This is a genomic window from Amycolatopsis sp. 195334CR (assembly GCF_017309385.1).
In the GTDB taxonomy this organism is placed as follows: Bacteria; Actinomycetota; Actinomycetes; order Mycobacteriales; family Pseudonocardiaceae; genus Amycolatopsis.
In genome coordinates, this window is record NZ_JAFJMJ010000002.1 from 1,037,375 (window position 1) to 1,055,667 (window position 18,293).

Annotated in this window: 21 protein-coding genes; 10 read left to right on the plus strand and 11 right to left on the minus strand. The window is 71.8% G+C overall.

From position 1 onward, the window contains the following. Positions 1-10: 10 nt before the first annotated feature. The 4 genes from JYK18_RS27860 to JYK18_RS27875 form a co-directional block, all read right to left on the minus strand. Positions 11-1,303, minus strand: a complete 1,293-nt coding sequence (locus tag JYK18_RS27860) for a cytochrome P450 (protein WP_206806419.1) — start codon at positions 1,301-1,303, stop codon at positions 11-13. Then, positions 1,300-2,514: an MFS transporter gene (locus JYK18_RS27865; protein WP_206806420.1), complete on the minus strand. Its 1,215-nt coding sequence runs from the start codon at positions 2,512-2,514 to the stop codon at positions 1,300-1,302. Before JYK18_RS27865 ends, JYK18_RS27860 begins: the two co-directional genes overlap by 4 nt. Further along, the gene (locus tag JYK18_RS27870) at positions 2,511-3,068 is read right to left on the minus strand and encodes a TetR/AcrR family transcriptional regulator (protein ID WP_206806421.1); all 558 of its coding nucleotides are present in this window, start codon (positions 3,066-3,068) and stop codon (positions 2,511-2,513) included. Before JYK18_RS27870 ends, JYK18_RS27865 begins: the two co-directional genes overlap by 4 nt. Before the next feature lie 82 nt (positions 3,069-3,150). Continuing rightward, complete coding sequence (locus JYK18_RS27875) at positions 3,151-4,449, minus strand: ROK family protein (RefSeq protein WP_206806422.1); 1,299 nt, start codon at positions 4,447-4,449, stop codon at positions 3,151-3,153. Positions 4,450-4,655: 206 nt separating this feature from the next. On the opposite strand from JYK18_RS27875, the gene JYK18_RS27880 reads away from it, so the two are divergent. Genes JYK18_RS27880 through JYK18_RS27890 form a run of 3 tightly spaced genes read left to right on the plus strand, consistent with a single transcriptional unit; the run spans position 4,656 to position 7,095 of the window. Next, positions 4,656-6,272, plus strand: a complete 1,617-nt coding sequence (locus tag JYK18_RS27880; protein ID WP_277992306.1) for an ABC-F family ATP-binding cassette domain-containing protein — start codon at positions 4,656-4,658, stop codon at positions 6,270-6,272. 53 nt (positions 6,273-6,325) lie between these two features. Beyond that, positions 6,326-6,670: a helix-turn-helix domain-containing protein gene (locus tag JYK18_RS27885; RefSeq protein WP_206808163.1), complete on the plus strand. Its 345-nt coding sequence runs from the start codon at positions 6,326-6,328 to the stop codon at positions 6,668-6,670. A gap of 47 nt (positions 6,671-6,717) precedes the next feature. Then, positions 6,718-7,095 (plus strand): hypothetical protein, encoded by a 378-nt coding sequence (locus JYK18_RS27890; RefSeq protein WP_206806423.1) that lies wholly within the window; start codon positions 6,718-6,720, stop codon positions 7,093-7,095. Here the strand turns inward: JYK18_RS27890 and JYK18_RS27895 are convergent. Both JYK18_RS27895 and JYK18_RS27900 read right to left on the minus strand, forming a co-directional pair. Then, on the minus strand, positions 7,085-7,990 hold the full coding sequence (locus JYK18_RS27895) for a phosphotransferase (RefSeq protein ID WP_206806424.1): 906 nt from the start codon (positions 7,988-7,990) through the stop codon (positions 7,085-7,087). The genes JYK18_RS27890 and JYK18_RS27895 overlap by 11 nt on opposite strands. Before the next feature lie 6 nt (positions 7,991-7,996). After that, positions 7,997-8,473 (minus strand): hypothetical protein, encoded by a 477-nt coding sequence (locus JYK18_RS27900; protein ID WP_206806425.1) that lies wholly within the window; start codon positions 8,471-8,473, stop codon positions 7,997-7,999. Positions 8,474-8,682: 209 nt separating this feature from the next. On the opposite strand from JYK18_RS27900, the gene JYK18_RS27905 reads away from it, so the two are divergent. Both JYK18_RS27905 and JYK18_RS27910 read left to right on the plus strand, forming a co-directional pair. Beyond that, positions 8,683-9,180 (plus strand): NUDIX hydrolase, encoded by a 498-nt coding sequence (locus JYK18_RS27905; RefSeq protein WP_206806426.1) that lies wholly within the window; start codon positions 8,683-8,685, stop codon positions 9,178-9,180. Between the two features lie 19 nt (positions 9,181-9,199). After that, positions 9,200-10,408 carry a helix-turn-helix transcriptional regulator gene (locus JYK18_RS27910; RefSeq protein ID WP_206806427.1) on the plus strand — a complete coding sequence of 403 codons (1,209 nt, stop codon included), beginning with the start codon at positions 9,200-9,202 and terminating at the stop codon, positions 10,406-10,408. A gap of 76 nt (positions 10,409-10,484) precedes the next feature. On the opposite strand, the gene JYK18_RS27915 is transcribed toward JYK18_RS27910, so the two are convergent. Both JYK18_RS27915 and ppgK read right to left on the minus strand, forming a co-directional pair. Further along, positions 10,485-11,909: an RNA polymerase sigma factor gene (locus tag JYK18_RS27915; protein ID WP_307796093.1), complete on the minus strand. Its 1,425-nt coding sequence runs from the start codon at positions 11,907-11,909 to the stop codon at positions 10,485-10,487. Between the two features lie 198 nt (positions 11,910-12,107). Then, complete coding sequence (gene ppgK, locus JYK18_RS27920; protein WP_206806428.1) at positions 12,108-12,869, minus strand: polyphosphate--glucose phosphotransferase; 762 nt, start codon at positions 12,867-12,869, stop codon at positions 12,108-12,110. A gap of 81 nt (positions 12,870-12,950) precedes the next feature. Between ppgK and JYK18_RS27925 the strand changes: the two genes are divergently transcribed. Beyond that, positions 12,951-13,763, plus strand: a complete 813-nt coding sequence (locus tag JYK18_RS27925) for an inositol monophosphatase family protein (protein WP_206806429.1) — start codon at positions 12,951-12,953, stop codon at positions 13,761-13,763. 70 nt (positions 13,764-13,833) lie between these two features. Here JYK18_RS27925 and cei read toward each other — a convergent pair whose 3' ends face one another. Next, a complete protein-coding gene (gene cei / locus JYK18_RS27930) occupies positions 13,834-14,511 on the minus strand; it encodes an envelope integrity protein Cei (RefSeq protein WP_206806430.1) in 678 nt (225 codons plus the stop codon). A 456-nt stretch (positions 14,512-14,967) separates the two neighbouring features. Here cei and JYK18_RS27935 point away from each other — a divergent pair, with 456 nt between their 5' ends. After that, positions 14,968-15,276 (plus strand): DUF4193 domain-containing protein, encoded by a 309-nt coding sequence (locus tag JYK18_RS27935; RefSeq protein ID WP_113692766.1) that lies wholly within the window; start codon positions 14,968-14,970, stop codon positions 15,274-15,276. A gap of 85 nt (positions 15,277-15,361) precedes the next feature. Here the strand turns inward: JYK18_RS27935 and JYK18_RS27940 are convergent, their stop codons facing one another. Further along, positions 15,362-15,874, minus strand: coding sequence for a DUF3093 domain-containing protein (locus JYK18_RS27940; protein ID WP_307796094.1), 513 nt, complete (start codon positions 15,872-15,874; stop codon positions 15,362-15,364). 24 nt (positions 15,875-15,898) lie between these two features. Here JYK18_RS27940 and dut point away from each other — a divergent pair, with 24 nt between their 5' ends. Continuing rightward, entirely contained in the window at positions 15,899-16,387 is a 489-nt protein-coding gene (gene dut / locus JYK18_RS27945; RefSeq protein WP_206806431.1) for a dUTP diphosphatase, read from the plus strand. Further along, positions 16,387-17,040 (plus strand): DUF3710 domain-containing protein, encoded by a 654-nt coding sequence (locus tag JYK18_RS27950; protein ID WP_206806432.1) that lies wholly within the window; start codon positions 16,387-16,389, stop codon positions 17,038-17,040. Before dut ends, JYK18_RS27950 begins: the two co-directional genes overlap by 1 nt. 64 nt (positions 17,041-17,104) lie before the next feature. Here JYK18_RS27950 and JYK18_RS27955 read toward each other — a convergent pair whose 3' ends face one another. Then, the gene (locus JYK18_RS27955; protein WP_206806433.1) at positions 17,105-17,812 is read right to left on the minus strand and encodes an alpha/beta fold hydrolase; all 708 of its coding nucleotides are present in this window, start codon (positions 17,810-17,812) and stop codon (positions 17,105-17,107) included. A gap of 103 nt (positions 17,813-17,915) precedes the next feature. Here JYK18_RS27955 and JYK18_RS27960 point away from each other — a divergent pair, with 103 nt between their 5' ends. Then, positions 17,916-18,293, plus strand: coding sequence for an OB-fold nucleic acid binding domain-containing protein (locus tag JYK18_RS27960; RefSeq protein WP_206806434.1), 378 nt, complete (start codon positions 17,916-17,918; stop codon positions 18,291-18,293).

Consider the following 18,293-nt stretch of genomic DNA (forward strand, 5'->3'; position numbering starts at 1 on the left):
CCTTGTCACCCTAGGGCACGGACAGCCGTTTTCCGGGTGCGTTCCGGACCGGGAATCGCAGCAGGCCTCGGATTCCGGCGCTCGGCCGCCGTCGCGGGGTGCCGTCGAGCGCCGGCTCCGGCAGCCGTTCGGCCAGTACCCGCAAGGCGATCTCGGCTTCCAGCCTGGCCAGCGGGGCGCCGAGGCAGTAGTGGATCCCGCTGGAGAAGGCCAGGTGCTCGCGTTCCGGCGTTCGAGTGATGTCGAAGACCTCGGGGTCGGCGAACACCGCCGGATCGCGGCCGGTGGCACCGAGCATGGTGAACACCAGTTCGTTCGCGCGGACGCGCTCGCCCGCGAGTTCGAGGTCCTCGTGCGCCACTCTGGCGGTCGACTGCACGGGCGGGTCGTAGCGCAGCGTCTCCTCGGCGGCGGCCCTGGCCAGACCGGGGTCCTCGCGCAGGAGCGCCCACTGGTCGGGGTGGGAGAGCAGTGCGAGCGCGCTGTTGCCGATCAGGTTGACGGTGGTTTCGAAACCGGCCACCAGCAGCAGTTCGCAGGTGGCCAGCAGTTCCGGCACGGTCAGCTTGCCCGCGTCGTGTGCTTCGGTGAGCTGGGTCAGCACGTCGGCTTCCGGGTGTTCGCGCTTGGCCGCCATCAGCGCGCGGAACATCGTGTACATCTCGTCGGTGGCGGTGCGCAGTTCCCGGACCTGGCGCATCGAACTGATCCCGTCGAGCGCCTGGGCGAGCACGCGGCCGTAGGCGAGGAAGCGCTCGGCGTTCACGTCCGGGATGCCGAGCAGTTCGCTGATCACCCGGATCGGCAGCGGGCCGGCGAAATCGGTGATCAGGTCGAAGCCCCCGTCCTCGGTGGCGCGGTCGAGCAGGTCGTGCGCGATCGACTCGATCAGCGGCCGGTAGCCGTCGAGCTTGGCCGGGCCGAACGCCGGGCGGGCGAGCGCGCGCAGCCGCGTGTGCTCGGGCGGGTCGAGTTCGAGGAACGACAGGACGATCTCCGGGCCGCGGGCCATGGTGATGGTGTCGAAGAACTTCGGCTGGCCGCCGTCGGCCCGCTGCACCCCGAAGCGCCGGTCGCGCAGCACCAGGTTGCAGTGCTCGAAGGTGACGGCCACCCGGAAGCCGAGTTTGCTGCGGTACAAGGCTTTCCGCTCGCGCAGCCGGGCGTAGGCGGGGTACGGGTCGGCGCGGTTGGCGGGGCTGTCGAACCGGGCGAACTCGTCGCCGGTGGCACGCAGCAGCCAGGCGCCGGCGCGCTCGGCGGCGATGCGGGTGGACAGCCGGGCGTCGGACAAGGTGATCACGGTGGTGCTCCTTGCTTGTCGTCGGACGGGATCGTGCGAAGTCCTGGGGCGGTGGCCGCGTACAGCGCGGCGAGCAGGCAGCCCGCGCCGATCACCAGGTAACCGAGGCCGGGGCCGCCGAAGTCGACCAGCGGCCCGAACACCAGCAGCCCGAGCGGACCGGCGGCCAGCGCGAGCGAGGCGGAACTGCCGATCACCCGCCCGCGCAGGTGTTCCGGGGTGCGGGCCTGCATGATCAACGCGGCGATCGGGTTCACCGGGCCGGAAACCACCCCGGCCACCAGCGCGAGCGCCACCAGCACGCCGACCGGTGGCAGCGCGGCGAAAGCGGTGAGCAGCACCCCGGTGACACCGACGGCGGCGACCAGCCCGGCCCGCGGCGGGAGGCGGTCGCCGAGCAGGCCGTAGCCGATCGCACCGGCGATCCCGCCGGCGGCGAAGGCGGCCAGCACCGTGCCGTAACCGGTGGCCTCCCCGGTCTGCCGCAGGTGGACGGTGAGCACCACAGACTGGAACGGTGCCAGGAACAGCACGATGATCGTGCCGGTCAGCACCACTGCGCGCAGGGCCGGTTCCCGCACCACGAACCGCAGTCCGGCCACCACCGAGCGCAGGTACGGCTCCGGCTCGGCGGGTGGCGGCGGGGAGAGGTGGCGGGGGAGCGTCAGCACGGTGGCCACCACGGCCAGCGCGAACATCGCCGCCGCGACCCACAGCGTGCCGAACCCGCCGAGGGTCACCAGCAGCACGCCACCGAGGCCGGGCCCGGCGAGCGCGCCGGCCCCTTCGGCCGCCTCGCCCCAGGCGTTGACCTTGCTGAGCGGGATCCCGCTGTGCCGCGCCACATCCGGCCGCAGCGCCTCCCTGGCCGCGCTGCCCGGCCCGTCGAACACCGCGCCGAGCGCGACCAGCACCAGGATCAGCCCGATGCCGAGGCCGGCGGTGGCGTCGAGCAGGGGGAGCGCGGCGACCGCGAGCGCGCTGCAGACGTCCGCGCCGATGCTGCAGGAACGACGGCCGAGCCGGTCGATCAACGCCCCGCCGAACACCGCCGACAGCGCCACCGGCGCGATCGCCGCGGCGGCGGCGAGCCCGGCCAGCGTCGCGCTGCCGGTGCGCGCGTGCACCACCCACGGCACCGCCACCGAGACGATGCTGTTGCCGGTGAAGGAAAGCGCGGTCGCCGAGAGCAACCCGGCCAGGCTCCTCACCGCACGCCCAGCCCGGTGCGCGCGGTGTCGAGCGCGAGCTTCGGCGCGTCGCGCGGCGCGAGCTTTCCCCGCACGACGCTTTCCCACGCCGCGTAGGTGACGGAGTTGAGCGAGGCGGCCACCCACCACGCGGGGAGGTCGGCGCGCAGGAGGCCGTCGCGCTGGGCGCGGCCGATGAACTCGTCGACGGTCTCCTCCAGCCGGTCGATGGCGAGCTCGATCTCCTTGACCGGGTCCAGCGTGGGCTGGCGGAACAGGAACGCGATCCGGGAGCTGAGCTCGACGGAGGCCTCGACGAACTTGCGCAGGGTCTCGGCGGTCACCGGTCCGTCCGCGGTCACCCCGGTTTCGTCGAGGGCCTGCCAGATCTGCTCGATCGAGTCGCGGGCCACCGCGAGCAGGAGGTCCTGGCGCTTCGGGTAGCGCTTGTGGAGGGTCGTCCGCCCGATCCCCGCCGCCTCGGCGATGCCCGAGAGGGAGGCCGTCGGATCGAGCGCGAGCACGTCCGCCGCGATGCCGAGCGTGGACTTGCGCGTTCCGAAGTGAACATCCATGTTCACCACCGTACACAGATGTTCGCGCCGGGGCGGGTGCTATTTCCGCCCAGCGGGGGTTCGGTCAGGACGAGGCTTCGGCTCAGCGGGGGATTTCGACCAGGGCCGGGCGGCCGGCGGGGGAGCCGGTGTCGATCCAGTGCGCCAGCCGTTCCGGCGCGAACAGCTCGTCGATCACCATGAACGCCGCGCCGACCAGCCCCGCCTCGTCACCCAAAGTGGACCTGGCGATCCGCAGTTCACGCGTGGCCAGCGGGAGCGAACGGCGGTAGACGGTCTCGCGCAGCGTCGCGAGCAGCAGGTCGCCCGCGCCGGACACGCCACCGCCGACGATCACCAGCGCCGGGTTGTAGAAGCTGACCAGCGTCGCCAGCAGGCTGCCGACCAGCCTGCCCGCCTGGGTCAGCAGCTCCACCGAGGTCCGGTCGCCGCTCTGGGCCGCGGTCGAGAGGTCCGCCGCGGTGAGCGAACCGCGTTCGGCGAGGCGGTTCGCCAGGAACTCGCTGCGGCCCTCCTTCGCCGCGGTGCTGCCGTCCCTGGCGAGCGCGGCCCCGCCGGCGAACGCCTCCAGGCACCCGGTGTTCCCGCAGCGGCACACCACCACCGGGTCGTCGGCCACCGCGGCGTGCCCGATGTCGCCGGCGCAGCCCTGGCTGCCGCGGTGCAACCGCCCGCCGGAGACCAGCCCGGCGCCGATCCCGGTGCCGATCTTGATGTAGATGATGTCCTGCTGCCCGCGTGCCGCGCCCGCGCGCAGCTCGCCCAGCGCCATCGCGTTGACCTCGTTGTCCACCCACACCGGCGCGGCGTAGCGCGCGGCCAGCCGGTCCCGCACGGGGTAGCGGTCCCAGCCGGGCATGATCGGCGGCGCGCTCGGCCGCCCGGTGGCGAACTCGACCGGACCCGGCAGGCCGAGGCCGATGCCCCAGACCGGCGCGCCGCCGTCGAGTTCGGTGAGCAGTTCGTCGAACAGCTCCTCCACCCGGTCCAGCACCGCGTCCGGGCCGAGCGCCACGTCGCCGGGCTCCTCGCGCCTGGCCAGCACGCGGCCGGTCAGATCGGTGGCGGCGGTGGCGATGCTGGTGGCCCCGAGTTCGGCGGCGAGCACCACCCCGGCCTCGGCGCGGAAGCGCAGTTCCCGCGGGGCGCGGCCGCCGCTGGACGGGCCGAGCCTGCCCTCTTCGAGCAGTCCGCAGCCGGTCAGCTGGCCGACCCGCTGGGTGATGACCGTGCGCCCGAACCCGGACAGCCTGCCCAGCTCCGGCCGGGTGCGGGCGGCCCCGCCGCGCACCAGGTCGAGCACGGTGGCGAGGCCGTCGAGGTGGTCGGACGGGACCGGGCTGGCCGGCGGGGAGGGCTCCACCCGCCCATTTTCGCCCATTCGGCGGCGCGGGGCGGTAATCACGTTGGCCGTGTCGTGACCGTCCGATATGCTCGCTCGCATGGCTTACCAGTTCTACCTCTGAAATCGGCCGCCCGGCGCCGCGGCTCTTCCGCGAGCGCGGGCTCTTCCGTCGTCATCGACCGGAACTTTCCCGGTGGCTTCCGCGCGTCCGCGCGCCCCGGGCCCGAAATCGGAGTGGAACCTTGTCACGCACCCGAAAATCCGCCCATCTCCAGGCCGAGAACCTGGGTAAGACCTATGCCGCCCAGCCGGTGTTCGAGGACGTCTCACTGGTGGTCAGCGCCGGGCAGTGCCTCGGCGTGGTGGGCGAGAACGGCAGCGGGAAGACCACCCTGCTGCACCTGCTGGCCGGCCAGCTGCCGCCCGACACCGGCACGGTGTCGCGGCACGGCTCGGTCGCGCTGGCCGGGCAGGAGCTGCCGTTCGCCGAACACGACACCGTCGCCTCCCTGCTGGACATCGCGCTGGCCGGTGCGCGCGCCGCACTGGCCGAGCTGGATGCCGCGTCGGCCGCACTGGCCGAGCGGGAACCCGGCGCGGACGACCGCTTCGACACCGCGCTCGCCCGTGCCGAGGAACTGGACGCCTGGGACGCCGAACGGCGCGCCGACCTGGCGCTCGCCGGACTCGGCGCACCCAGCGACCGGGGCCGGAGGCTCGCGGAGCTGTCCGTCGGGCAGCGCTACCGCGTCCGCCTGGCCTGCCTGCTCGCCGAGGGCGTCGACATCCTGCTGCTCGACGAGCCGACCAACCACCTCGACGCGGCCGCGCTCGGTTACCTGACCGGCCGGATCCGCGAGTACCCCGGTGCCGTGGTCCTGGTCAGTCACGACCGGATGCTGCTCGACGAGGTGTGCGGCTCGTTGCTCGACCTGGATCCGACCGCGGGCGGTGGGCCGAAGGTCCACGGCGGTGGGTACACCGAGTACAAGCGGGAGAAAGCGGCCGAACGCGTGCGCTGGGAACAGCGGTACGCGCTCGAATCCGGTGAGGCCGAACGGCTCGAGCACGACGCGAAGGCGGCGGCGAACCGGCTGATCTCGTCGTGGCGCCCGGACAAGGGCACCAACAAGCACCAGCGGGCCACCCGCGCGCCCGGTCAGTTGCACAGCGTCCAGCGGCGCATCGAGGCACTGGCCGGGCGGCGGGTCCCGCCCCCGCCGGAGCGGCTGAGCTTCGCCTGCCCCGACCTGACCGGCACCGGGCAGGGCGTGGTGCTCACCGCGTCCGGGGTGGCGGTGCCCGGCAGGCTGGCCCTGCGGGAGGCCATCGCACTGTCCACAGGGGACCGTCTGCTGATCTCGGGCGCCAACGGGGCCGGGAAGTCGACCCTGCTCAACGTGCTGGCCGGCCGGCTGGAACCGGTTTCCGGCGCGGTGTGGCGGGCCGGTTCGGCCCGGATCGGCTTGCTGTCGCAGGAATCCGACTTCCCGGACACCGCGATCGGCGCGGCCGCGCTGTACGAGCGGCGGGCGGCGAAACTGGTCGCCCGCGGTCAGCTGAGCGCCGGTGCGGTGGTGCCGTTGAAGCGGCTGGGCCTGTTCTCCCCGGCCGACGCGAACCGACCGGTGAACCGGCTCTCCACCGGCCAGCGACGGCGGCTCGCGCTGGCGTTGCTGTTGCTGCACGCGCCGCACGTGCTGTTGCTGGACGAGCCGACGAACCACCTGTCGGTGACCCTGGTCGACGAACTGACCGAGGCGATCCAGCGCACGCCGGTGGCGGTGGTGGTGGCCAGCCACGACCGGCAGTTGCGGGCCGATCTGGCGGACTGGCCGTCGCTGGAACTGGCGGCGTAGCGGCGGGCGGGCCGGGTATGTTCGATCGGGTGAGGCGAGAGCTGGATCCCGAGATGTTCGACCCGGCCTGCCCGAGCGCCGAAACCCCGATCCGGATCGGGGACAAGTGGGCGGGCATGGTGCTGATCTGCCTGGAGGACGGGCCGCGGCGGTTCTCGGAGTTGCGCGTGCCGATGCGCGGGGTGACGCCGAAGGTGCTCACCGAGACCCTGCGGGGACTGGAACGCGACGGCATGGTCGTGCGGACGGTCTACGCGGAGGTGCCGCCCCGGGTGGAGTACGAGCTGACCCCGTTGGGGCGCACGCTGTTCGGGCCGATCGCCGCCTGCCGCGAGTGGGCGGCGAAGCACCTGCCGGAAATGCTGGCGGCACGGGAGGCGTACGCGCGGCGGTCGTAGGATCTGGCGGCGCGGGAGGCATACGCGCGGCGGTCGTAGGATGAGGCATGGGCGTCCTGCTGCTGTACGGGCTCGTGGCCATCGCGCCGACGCTGCTGTTCTGGCTCCTCCTGCGCCTACCACGGGCGATTCGCTATGTGCGGCAACGGTTCTTCCCCGTTCCGGCGCCGCCCGCGCACCCGCCGCTGCAGACCCTCGCGGCTGACCTCCGCCGGGTCCACCGGCTCCTCGCCGCGTACGGGCCGGGCACCCCGGCCGCCCGCCGGACGGGCACCCGGCAGGCCTACGACGCGTTGCTGGTCGAAGCCTGCGAGGTGCTCGAAGTCCCGCACCGCCTGGAGTCCCTGCGGGAGGGCATGGACCGCGACCTGGAACGGCTGCGCGTCGAAGAAGCCCTGCGCACGGCCGGACTGGTCATCCCGTAAAACGCTCGGTGACCGCCAGTCGGTGTTCGGCCCACCGCCTGGCCGTCGTCGTGAGCCTGGCTCGCATCGGCAGCGGGTCGGTGTGCTGCAAGTACGTCCACGTGCCGAGCAGCGCTACGGAGAACGCGGTCAGCGCCTCCGCCGAGGCGGCGGACCAGGCGGCTGTCGTGGCCGCCCAGCTCTCCGCGGCGTCCGGCGAGTGGCCCTGGTCGATGAGACGGACGACCAGGTGAGCGGCGTCGACCCAGGCGGCGCCGGTGTGGGACCACGCCCAGTCGATGACCCACGCCCGGCGGTCGTCGACCAGGAGGTTGAGCGGGTGCAGGTCGGTGTGCACCAGGCTGTCCCCGGCTGCCGCGTCGACGCCGTCGGCCTCCCAGGCCACGAGCAGGTCGAGCCGGTCGTGACTCCACCGGTCCAGCTCGGCGGGTGGCTGGTGACGCAGCCGCCGCCAGCCCGACAGCCACGCCATTTTCTTGGCCAGCTCCGGGACACCCGGTGCGGCACAGGCGGCCAGCTCCTTGTCCATTGTGGACACGGCTTCGGCGACGAACGGCAGGTCCGGCGAGTCCGGTGAGAGGTCGGCGTAGTGGCCGGTGATGTGCTGGAAGCCGAGGAGCAGCCAGTCATCGGCCTCGGCCCGCCACAACAGCCGGGGCGCGACGGCTGGGGGCAGGTACGGGTTGATGTCCGCCTCGTGGCGGTGCATCCTCCCGCGCTTTCCCCCGGCGTCGGCGATGCCCTTGCAGAAGACCATGCCGTGGCCGGTGTGCAGGGTGGCGGCGAAGTCGGAGTTGCGCCCGGCCGCCGGCACTTCCACGTCGGTGACCGATCCGGCCTCGGCTTCGATCGCGGCGCGCACGGCGGTGGGGAGGTCGTCCCAGGTGTGAAGCATGCGTCCTCAGCTGGCGGGTGGCGGGTCGTCGGAGCAGCCGTTCTTGCACTGCGAGCAGTCCACGTTGCACTTCCCGCCGGCGGCGGGCCACAGCTCGGGATCGACAGCGTATCCAGCACGCTCGATCGCGGCGACCGCGCGCATCAGCGTGGTGTGGGCGGCTTCGCCGGTCGCCGCCGGGTCGCCGTCTTCGGTGGGCACATGGTGCAGGAAGCGGCCTGCGATCCGGTCGCAGAAGTCGGCGTAGTCGCGCGTGTGGAGGATGAAGGTGTGCCAGCCGATGTCGACCAGCTCGCTGGGCCCCAACGGCGCACCGGTGTTGCGGGCGCACGCGGCGAGGAACGCCAGCGCCTGCTCCACGATGCGCTCGGCCAGGTCACGCGACAGCTGTTCCTCGGCGACGATCCGGCTGGCGAGCCGGTCGAACAAGGTGGCTGGCACGAGCACGCGGCCGGTCGCGAAACGGGTCAGGACAGCGTTCACTGGTTCTCCTCGGTTGGTTGGCCGGTGGCGCTCGCGCCAGGTCACTTGCTGCCTCGCGTGTCGGCTGGCCGCGAAGACCTTCCCAGCGTCGACCTGGTTGACCGGCGAAACCACCGCCTCCGAGCAGGTGTTCCCGGCGGCGGCCACCCGTTCTCTGCCTTTCGAGCAGGGAAAGTGGTGATCCGCTGGGAGCGGTAGCCTGCGACACCGTGGACCTCTTGCCTTTCCGCGAGTACGCGGCTTCGCTCAACCGGAAGCGCACAGCCGCCGGCGTGTTGCTGCGTGATGACCGGTCGCGCGTGCTGCTGGTGGAGACCACGTACAAGCCCGAATGGGAGATCCCGGGCGGCGCGGTCGAGGCGGAGGAAGCACCGTGGGCGACGGCGGCCCGTGAACTTCACGAGGAACTCGGCATCACCCGAACCCTGGGCAAGCTGCTGGTCATCGACCACATCCGCACCCAGGGAGTGATGCCGGAGGGCCTGGCGTTCGTGTTCGACGGCGGCCTCATCACCGAGGGTGAAGTCGGCGACATCCGGTCCACCGACCCGGAGATCCAGTCCGTCGGGCTGTACACGCTGGGCGAAGCCGAGGCGCTGGTGAAGCCCACGCTGCACGCCCGGATCAGCACGGCCTTGCGCGCGGCGGACATCGGCGCGACCGTGTTCTGCGAAGCCGGTCATCCTGCGACGACCGTGCCGAACTGAGCACGTCGAGGAGGGAACGGTGTCGAGCCCGCTGGCGGAGAACCTGGCGCGCTTCCGCAAGGCACGCAACCTCTCGCAGGAGGAGCTGGCGGCGGCTGCCTCGGTGGGAGTGGACACCGTGGGGCGCATCGAGCGCGGCGAACGGCGGACCACCCGCCCCGCCACCGTCGCGAAACTCGCACGGGTGCTGGCGGTCACCCCGGACGCGTTGCTCGGATTGCTGCCCGCAGCTCATGCGGTGCGGGATGCCGAAATCGCGAATCTGAGGCAAGCCATCACGGCAAGTGCCGAGGTGCCCGGCTTGGACGAGCTCGCCGACACCGACGACGTCAGCGACCCGGCCATCTTGGCCAAAGCCGGCCACGCCGCCTGGCGCGCCTATGTGGATGGTCGCCACGGTGAACTGCTGCACGCCCTGCCGGTCCTTCTCGCCGACGCCCGACGCCTCGTGCACGTGACCACCGGTGACGCGAACGCCGCCGCACAGCAGTTGCTGTCCACGGCCTATCGGCTCGGAGCCGGGATCGCGGGACGGCTCGACATGGACGACCTCGCGTGGACCGCCGCTGAACGCGCCTTGATCGCTGCCCGCGAGTCCGACCAGCCGGAGATCGACTCCGCGATCTCGCTCCGCTACCTCGCGTGGGCGCTGATCAAGCAGGGACGCGCGGAAGAGGCCGAACGCGTGGCGGTGAAGGCCGCGGAGCGGATCGAACCCAGGATGCTCGACCGGGACACCATCCGGGCGGGCGTGTTCGGCAATCTGTTGTTCAACGCCGCCCACGCCGCACTGCGCTCCGGCAGCGGCGACCGCGCCAACGACCTCCTGGCCATCGCGCAATCAGCAGCGCTGCGAGCCGGTCGGGACACCGCGACCGAGGCCGCCATCTTCGGCCCCCGGGTCGCCGCCTTCCAGGCCGTGGACCACGCTGTTCGGCTCGGGGATCCGGAGACCGCCCTCCGGCTCGCGGATCGCATCGCCGGACCACGGGGCCCGGTGCCCGCATTCTGGGAGGCCGGCCATCGGCTGCACCTGGCTCACGCCGCGGCTCAGCTCCGGCGTGACCGGTCGGCCGTGGGGCTGGTGAGCGAGGCCCGGGAGCTCGCACCGGACTGGGTGCAGCGCCAGCCACTCGGGACCACGGTCATGCGCGGGCTGGTGGATCGGGCTACTCGCAGGCGCGGACGCCACTTCGCGGAACTCGCGGCGCACTATGGCGTTCTCTGAAAGCGTTGTGCCCGCACAACCGAAGGGCCGTTGTCCCGCGCAGTCGCGAGGCAACGGCCCTTCGGTTCGAAAACCGTCAGTCCAGGTAGTCGCGCAGGACCTGGGAGCGGGACGGGTGGCGCAGCTTCGACATGGTCTTCGACTCGATCTGCCGGATGCGTTCCCGGGTGACCCCGTACACCTGCCCGATCTCGTCTAAAGTGCGCGGCTGGCCGTCGGTCAGGCCGAAGCGGAGGCGGACCACGCCCGCCTCTCGTTCGGACAGGGTCTGCAGCACCGACTGGAGCTGGTCCTGCAGCAGCGTGAACGACACCGCGTCCACCGCGACCACGGCTTCGCTGTCCTCGATGAAGTCACCGAGCTGCGAATCGCCCTCGTCGCCGATGGTCTGGTCGAGCGAGATCGGCTCCCGGGCGTACTGCTGGATCTCCAGCACCTTCTCCGGGGAGATGTCCATCTCCTTGGCCAGCTCTTCCGGAGTCGGCTCGCGGCCGAGGTCCTGCAGCAGCTCGCGCTGGATGCGGCCGAGCTTGTTGATCACCTCGACCATGTGCACCGGGATGCGGATGGTGCGGGCCTGGTCGGCCATCGCGCGGGTGATCGCCTGCCGGATCCACCAGGTCGCGTAGGTGGAGAACTTGAAGCCCTTGGTGTAGTCGAACTTCTCCACCGCGCGGATCAGGCCGAGGTTGCCCTCCTGGATCAGGTCCAGGAACGCCATGCCACGACCGGTGTAGCGCTTGGCCAGCGACACCACCAGGCGGAGGTTCGCCTCGAGCAGGTGGTACTTCGCCCGCTCGCCGTCGCGCACGATCCACTTCAGGTCGCGCCGCATCTGGGTGGTGAGCTTCTCGCCCTCCTCCTCGGCGGTGCGCACGCGCTCGGCGGCGTAGAGCCCGGCCTCGATCCGCTTGGCCAGCTCCACCTCCTCCTCGGCGTTGAGCAGCGCGACCTTGCCGATCTGCTTGAGGTAGGCGCGGACGGAGTCGGCCGACGCGGTGAGCTCGGCGTCCTTGCGGGCCTGCCGCAGCACCTCCGACTCCTCTTCGTCCCAGACGAAGTCGGGGTCGTTGGCGTTCTTGCCGCCCTTGGCCGCCGTGCGCTCGCCGCGGGTGCCGGCGGCCGGGGTCTCGGCCTCCTCCGCCTCGGGCTCGTCCTCGTCGGCCTCTTCGCTCACCGTGGCGTCGACGACGTCGATCTCGACGCTCTCGAGATCGGCGAGGTCGGCGTCCAGCGCGGCTTCGTCGATCTCCTCGCCGACGCCCTCGCCTTCAGCGCCCTTGGCCTCGTCGCCCTTGCCCGCGGCCTTCTTGGTGCGGGCTCCCTTCGCCGGGGCCTTCTTGGCGCCTGCCTTGGCACCGGGCTTGCGAGCGGCGGGCTTCGCCTCCCCGGCGGTGCCGTCGGGCTGGGTCTCGGGATCCACGTCCTTGCCTTCCGGCGAGGCCTTGGCGGCGCTGGTCGTCTTCGTCCCGCCTCGGGTTGCGGTTCTTGCGGCTGCCACGTACGCCCTTTCGCAGCGGTCGATCATGGCGAGCCGAGACACTCCGGCCTCAGCTGCCTCAGATTCGGGGAACACCCCTCGGCCTGCGGTTTTGCCCGCTGTGGCCGTGGGCCGTGTTCCATTGTAACGACGTTGCCTCCCAGCGTCGCGAAGCGATCATCCCCGGGCATGGCGAGGGGGGTGCCGCCGGCGCCCCGATCAGTGCTCGATACCCTCCACGGCCGCGGCGGCCGCGCCGACGATCCCGGCGTTGTTCTGCAGCGAGGCGACCACGATCGGGGTGCGGATCTCGAGCAGCGGGACCCACTTCTCGGACTTCTTGCTGACGCCGCCGCCGACGATGAACAGATCCGGCCAGATCAGGTTCTCCAGCACGGAGAGGTACCGGTCGACCCGCTTCGACCACTCCGGGTAGGACAGGCCCTCGTTGTCCTTGACCGAGGCGGCCGCCTTCTTCTCCGCGTCGTGCCCGTCGACCTCGAGGTGGCCCAGTTCGGTGTTGGGCACCAGCCTGCCGTCGAGGAACACCGCGCTGCCGATACCGGTGCCGAAGGTGAGCAGCGCGGTCACGCCCTTGCGCGCGGCCGGGTCACCGAAGCGGATTTCGGCCATGCCCGCCGCGTCCGCGTCGTTGAGCATGGCGATCTCGTCCACCCCGCGCCCGAGCCGCTTGGCGAACAGCGCGTCGGCGTCGGTGCCGATCCAGCTCGGGTCGATGTTCGCCGCGGTCATCGCGACGCCCTTCTTGATCACCGCGGGCAGGGTGATCCCCACCGGGCCGGCCCAGCCGAACTCCCCGACGATCTCGGCCACCACGTCCGCCACCGCGTCCGGGGTGGCGGGGCGCGGCGTGTCGATCCGGAGCCGGTCGCCGATGAGCTTGCCGTTCTCCAGGTCGACCAGGGCGCCCTTGATCCCGCTGCCGCCGATGTCGATGCCGAACCCTCGGGTCGCCGTCATGGGCGTGGTCCCTTCCTTCTCGATTCAGAAAGTCGCTCGGGTGACTGTAACGGCACCGGTTCGCATGATGTGGTGGGAGCTATGGAGTCGATATCGACGCAACTGACGGTGACCGCGGAACGGGTCGCCGCCGAGGCCGCCGAACGGGTGCTGACCGCTCGGGAGAAGGTGCTCGCCGGCGGATCCGTGCTGGTGGACACGAAGTCCAGTGAAACCGATGTGGTGACCGCGGTCGACCGCGAGTCGGAGCGTTTCGTCCGCGCCAGGCTGGCCGAACTGCGGCCGGGGGAGCCGGTGCTCGGCGAGGAGGACGGCGGCGAACTGGCCGACGGCGGGGTCACCTGGGTGGTCGACCCGATCGACGGCACGGTGAACTTCCTCTACGGCTACCCCTGGTTCGCCGTCTCGCTGGCCGCGCAGGTGGACGGGGTGTCGGTGGCCGGTGCGGTGGTCGAACCGGTCAGCGGGCGCCGCTGGACGGCCACCAGGGGCGGCGGGGCGTACCTGGACGGGCGGCCGCTGCGGGCGGGCACGCCGGAGCGCCTGGAGCTGGCGCTGGTGGGCACGGGCTTCGCCTACGACCGGGAACGCCGGACGCGCCAGGCGGGGCTGGTGGCGTCGCTGCTGGGGCGCGTGCGGGACATCCGGCGGGGTGGTGCGGCTTCGCTGGAACTGTGCGCGGTGGCGGCCGGGTGGACCGACGCCTTCTTCGAGCACGGGCTGAACCGGTGGGACTGGGCCGCGGGTGCGCTGCTGGCGACCGAGGCCGGGGCGGTGGTCCACCTGCCGGGGTCCGCGCCGGACCTGGGGGAGGACCTCACCTTCGCGGCCGCGGCACCGATCGCGGACGCGCTGCGGGCGGCACTGGCCGAGGGCGGCAGCGCCCGGATCTGAGCACAGGGACACGAAGGTGGCTTCCGGCCGAGAGCAGTGCCCCGAAATCCACCTTCGGGTTCTCAGCGGGTCAGCAGTAGCCGGTGCGGGCCGCGGCCAGGCGGTCCTTCTCGATCGTCGGGGCGGTCTGCCCGGTGGACTGCTCGTTGCCGCCGGAGTCCGACTCCTGGTTCTTGCTGGACCAGTCGCTCAGCTCCTTGAGGATGTCCAACCCGGCCTGGTTCGGCCGCGGGTCGCCGAACTTGGTGCCGATGCTCAGGTCGACGCTGGCGTCCTGCCGGTTGTCCTCCACCAGTTCCACGCACGGGTCCACCAGGCTCAGCGTGCGCGCGGCGGCGCGGCCGTTCTCGCCGTAGCGGATCTGGCCGCGGCACTTGGCTTCGGTGCTCTCGTAGGCCGGGTCGTTCGCCGGGTCCGCGGCCTCGGTGAAGCCGAGTTCGCGCAGCGTCGCCGTGGTGATCGCGCCCTGGCCGCGGGTGCCGCCGGCGTTGAGCACCTTCAGCGAGATCTTGCCCGGCGGGATCGGCGCGGTGTCGTCGAGCGCGTCGTGCGCCACCGGGGTGTAGGTCACGCCCTCCGGGGCCACCGGCGCCGGTTCGCACCGGATCGCGTCGTTGATGTCGTCCTTGGTGAGCAGGGCGTTGATCCACACGCCCATCGCGATCACCCCGAGCACGCCGATGACGATCAGCGCGGGCCACGGCCGCCGTTTGCGATACAGCCGTGACTTCCCGTTCCCCGACGCCACTGACCTGCCCCTTCCCAGAGCGCAGAACTCGCGCGATGCGCCACCCACCGTTGTGCCGTTCAGACTAGGCGTTACGTCTTCTGGACGCCGGAAGCGGCACCGGGGTTGCCCGCACGAGCACGGAAAAGAATCGCACCACGCCGGCCGGGGCCGGGCAAGGAGGCAACACGCCGGGTGACCGGCCGCCACCGGAGCAGCCTAGTCCCGGGTACCCCCGACTCCTCCTGACGGGTGACTTCGGCACGGACAGGGGTGACGGGTTTCGGTGCGGGGTATGCCATGAGCTACCCTCTGCGGGCTCCGGCCACCCAGCGTGCGCGAGAAAGAGATCTGGCTCACGGGATTCGCCGGGCACAAACAGGGGCGCTGGAACGTTAACCAGCGGCACGGAGGACCACGGGTACGTCCCGGGGTCCGGCCACTGACATTCGAAGCTGATCGCAGGGGTGAGGGACAATGGCGACCGACTACGACGCTCCGCGCCGCAGCGAGGCCGACGAGCTGGCCGAAGACTCGTTGGAGGAGCTGAAGGCGCGCCGGAACGAGAACCAGTCCGGTGTCGTCGACGTGGACGAGGACGCGACGGCCGAGAACTTCGAGCTGCCCGGGGCTGACCTCTCCGGGCTCTCGGGGGAGGACCTGACCGTCAAGGTGGTGCCCAAGCAGGCCGACGAGTTCACTTGCTCGGTCTGCTTCCTGGTGCACCACCGCAGCAGGCTCGCGGAGGAGAGCGGCGGGCGGATGATCTGCCGCGACTGCGCGTGAGGCTGTACCACCAGGGGATTCTCGGGGCGTTTCGGTGAACGGGGCGTTATCGGCGTGGGATGCCGGTAACGCCCCGTTCCGCACATCAGGCGGACCGGTGCGCGGTCAGCAGCTTCGCCAGCGCTTCCGGTTTGCGCGTGCTGAACAGCCAGTACGGCGTCGGGTCCTCGGGGTCGTCCAGCTGGATCCGCAGTGCCGGGCCGACCCAGCCGCGGTGCACCACGAAGGCCGCGGGATCGGCGTCCCGGCCCAGCGCCCGGCGCTTGTCGCTCTTGGGGATGACCTCGACCTCACCGACGTACCGGACGGGGAGATGGGCGTCACCCACCCACAGCTCGGGTCCTTCCTCCTTGGCGAGCACCCGGACCTTCGTCCGGCCCATGCTCAGCAGGAGGGCGACCACCAGCGGCAGCACCACGAGGTACGGCAGCCAGGCCCGTACGCCCGGATAGCCCATGTGGATCTCGGCGGCGAGCAGGCCGCCACCCACCAGCGGGAGCGGCCACAGCCACCACGGGACGTAGAGGCGTTCGGAGTGCAGCACCTCGCCGGTGATCTTGCTCGCCCGTTCTTCGGCCACGTTCGCGCTCTCGGTCACGGGTTCAGGGTAGTCTCGCGGCCCGTGTCCAGCGTGCAGGTACTCCTCTCCCGGGTTGATCCCGGCGTTCCCGTGCCCGGTTACGCCCGTCGTGGCGACGCCGGTGCCGATCTCGTCACCACCTCGGACGTGGTGCTCGATCCGGGGGAGCGGGTGGTGGTCGGAACCGGGATCGCGATCGCGCTCCCCGAGGGCTACGCCGGGTTCGTGCACCCGCGCTCCGGGCTGGCCGCCAGGGCCGGGCTGTCCGTGGTGAACACCCCGGGCACGATCGACTCCGGCTACCGCGGGGAGATCAAGGTCTGCCTGATCAACCACGACCCGCGGGAGCCGCTGAAGCTGACGCGCGGGGACCGGATCGCGCAACTGGTGGTGCAGCGCGTCGAGCACGCGCGGTTCGTCGAGGTGGCGGAGCTGCCGGAGACCGAGCGGGGTGGCGGCGGTTACGGGTCGACCGGCGGCCACGCGGTGTTGAGCTCCGGCGTACCCGCCGGTGAGGAAACGGAGAAGTAGTGGGGATTTTCGGACGTAAGCGGCGCGCGGAGGCCGGGGACGAGCGGCCGAGGGGACGGCACGCGGCGCCCGAGCCGGACGACGGCGAAGACGAGTCGTACCTCGAGCCCGAGGAGACGACCGGGCCCTACGACGTCGCCGACGCCCCGGAGGACGGGATCCCGCGCATCGACCTGGGGTCGGTGCGGGTGCCGGTGCCCGAGGGCGCGCAGGTGCAGGTCGAGATGGACCAGGCCAGCGGCGGGGTGCGCGCGGTGCACGTGGTGACGCCGGTGGGGCAGGTCACCGTCAGCGGGTACGCGGCACCGAAGTCCGGCGGTCTGTGGACCGAGGTCTGCGGGGAACTGACCGAGCAGCTGCGCGCGGACGGCGCGAAGGTGCAGCCGGGCCGCGGCGAATGGGGCCTGGAGCTCTCGGCGATCGTCGGCGAGGTGGCGCTGCGGTTCATCGGGGTGGACGGGCCGCGCTGGATGCTGCGCGGGGTGATCGCCGGGCCGCAGTCGCAGGCCGCCGCCGCGCCGGACGTGCTGCGGGAGATCGTGCGCCACACCATCGTCGACCGCGGTGACGCCCCGATGCCGGTGCGGACGCCGCTGACCATCGAGCTGCCGGAAGCCGTGCAGCAGCACATCGCCCAGCAGCAGGGCGGCTAGGCCGACGTCACGAAGGTGGCTTTCGGGACGCTGGATATCTCGAAAGCCACATTCGTGACAGGGGCTAGAGGGCGCTCGCCCGCTGCCAGGCTTCGACGGCGGCGCGGCCCAGTGCTTCCCGGGTCTCGCCCAGCGCGGCCAGCGTGGTTTCGCACACGTGCGCCCGGGGCAGCGCCGCCGCCCAGGCGTGGGCGACCGCGACCGGGTGCACGGGATCGTCGGTGCAGGCCGCGATCCCCACCGGAACCCGCAGCCGTGCCAACGCTTCCAGCGTCGGCGCGGGGTGGGCGCCCGCGGCCCGCAGGCCGGCCGCCAGACCGGCGCCGTGCCGGGGCCAGGCCCGCCGCAACTCCGCCGCCAGCCAGGGTGCGACGCCGTCGGTGGCGGTCCGCAGGGCGTCGTCGAGACCGTCCCGCTCCACCATTTCCGCCGAAATCCGGGCCGCGACCGAAGCCGGGGCGCCGTCCGGAACGCCGTTCCACGCGGGTAGCGCCAGTAACAGCCCCGAACACCGTTCAGGGTGGCGCAGGGCCCATTCGGCCGCCAGGTGCGCGCCCAGTGAAACCCCGCCGACCAGCAGTTTTCCGCCGGATTCCACCGCGGTTGCCTCGAATGCGGCCAGATACCCCTCGATCAGCGCCGTGCCGTCGGACGGCGGTGGTGGCGCGGCCAGCGTGATCCCGGCCGCGCGCAGCGGCCCGGCGAACGCCGAGCGGACGAAAAATTCGTCGGATCCGGTGCCGGGCAACAGAAGGGCGGTCGTGCAGGTCACGTTGCGATCCTGGGGTGAAATCGGTTTTCCTGGCCGGGAAAAGCTACGCTGGTAAGGCACGGGCCGTTCAAGTCGGGGGCCCCGGAGCACAGGAGCACCGCATATGCCCGCCAAAGACGGCGGCTACTTCAGCCGGTTGGTTCGGAAGCTGACCACCGACGTCGAGGAGCTCGACGCCGACGACCTCTCCCAGGAATCCGAGAAGTCCGGCGCGCGCCGCGCCTGCGACTGCCGGTCGGGTGAGGAAGTGACCGTGCTCGGGCGGCTCAGAAGCGTCGAGCTGTGCCCCTCCAACGAGGTGGCCACCCTGGAGGCCGAACTGTTCGACGGGACCGACGGGGTGACCCTGGTCTGGCTCGGCCGACGGCGCATCCCGGGCATCGAACCTGGGCGGACGGTGAAGGCACGTGGCAGGATGGCGGACCGCGACGGCCGCAAGGTGCTCTACAACCCGTACTACGAGTTGCAGACCACTTCCTGA

Coding starts and splice junctions, on each gene's coding strand:
- JYK18_RS27875 (WP_206806422.1), bottom strand. CDS start 4,449: ATGGGCGAAAATGGGCGGGTGGAGCCCTCCCCGCCGGCCAGCCCGGTC.
- ppgK (WP_206806428.1), bottom strand. CDS start 12,869: ATGACGGCGACCCGAGGGTTCGGCATCGACATCGGCGGCAGCGGGATC.
- JYK18_RS27885 (WP_206808163.1), top strand. CDS start 6,326: ATGTTCGACCCGGCCTGCCCGAGCGCCGAAACCCCGATCCGGATCGGG.
- JYK18_RS27925 (WP_206806429.1), top strand. CDS start 12,951: ATGGAGTCGATATCGACGCAACTGACGGTGACCGCGGAACGGGTCGCC.
- JYK18_RS27890 (WP_206806423.1), top strand. CDS start 6,718: ATGGGCGTCCTGCTGCTGTACGGGCTCGTGGCCATCGCGCCGACGCTG.
- JYK18_RS27895 (WP_206806424.1), bottom strand. CDS start 7,990: ATGCTTCACACCTGGGACGACCTCCCCACCGCCGTGCGCGCCGCGATC.
- JYK18_RS27960 (WP_206806434.1), top strand. CDS start 17,916: ATGCCCGCCAAAGACGGCGGCTACTTCAGCCGGTTGGTTCGGAAGCTG.
- JYK18_RS27870 (WP_206806421.1), bottom strand. CDS start 3,068: ATGGATGTTCACTTCGGAACGCGCAAGTCCACGCTCGGCATCGCGGCG.
- JYK18_RS27935 (WP_113692766.1), top strand. CDS start 14,968: ATGGCGACCGACTACGACGCTCCGCGCCGCAGCGAGGCCGACGAGCTG.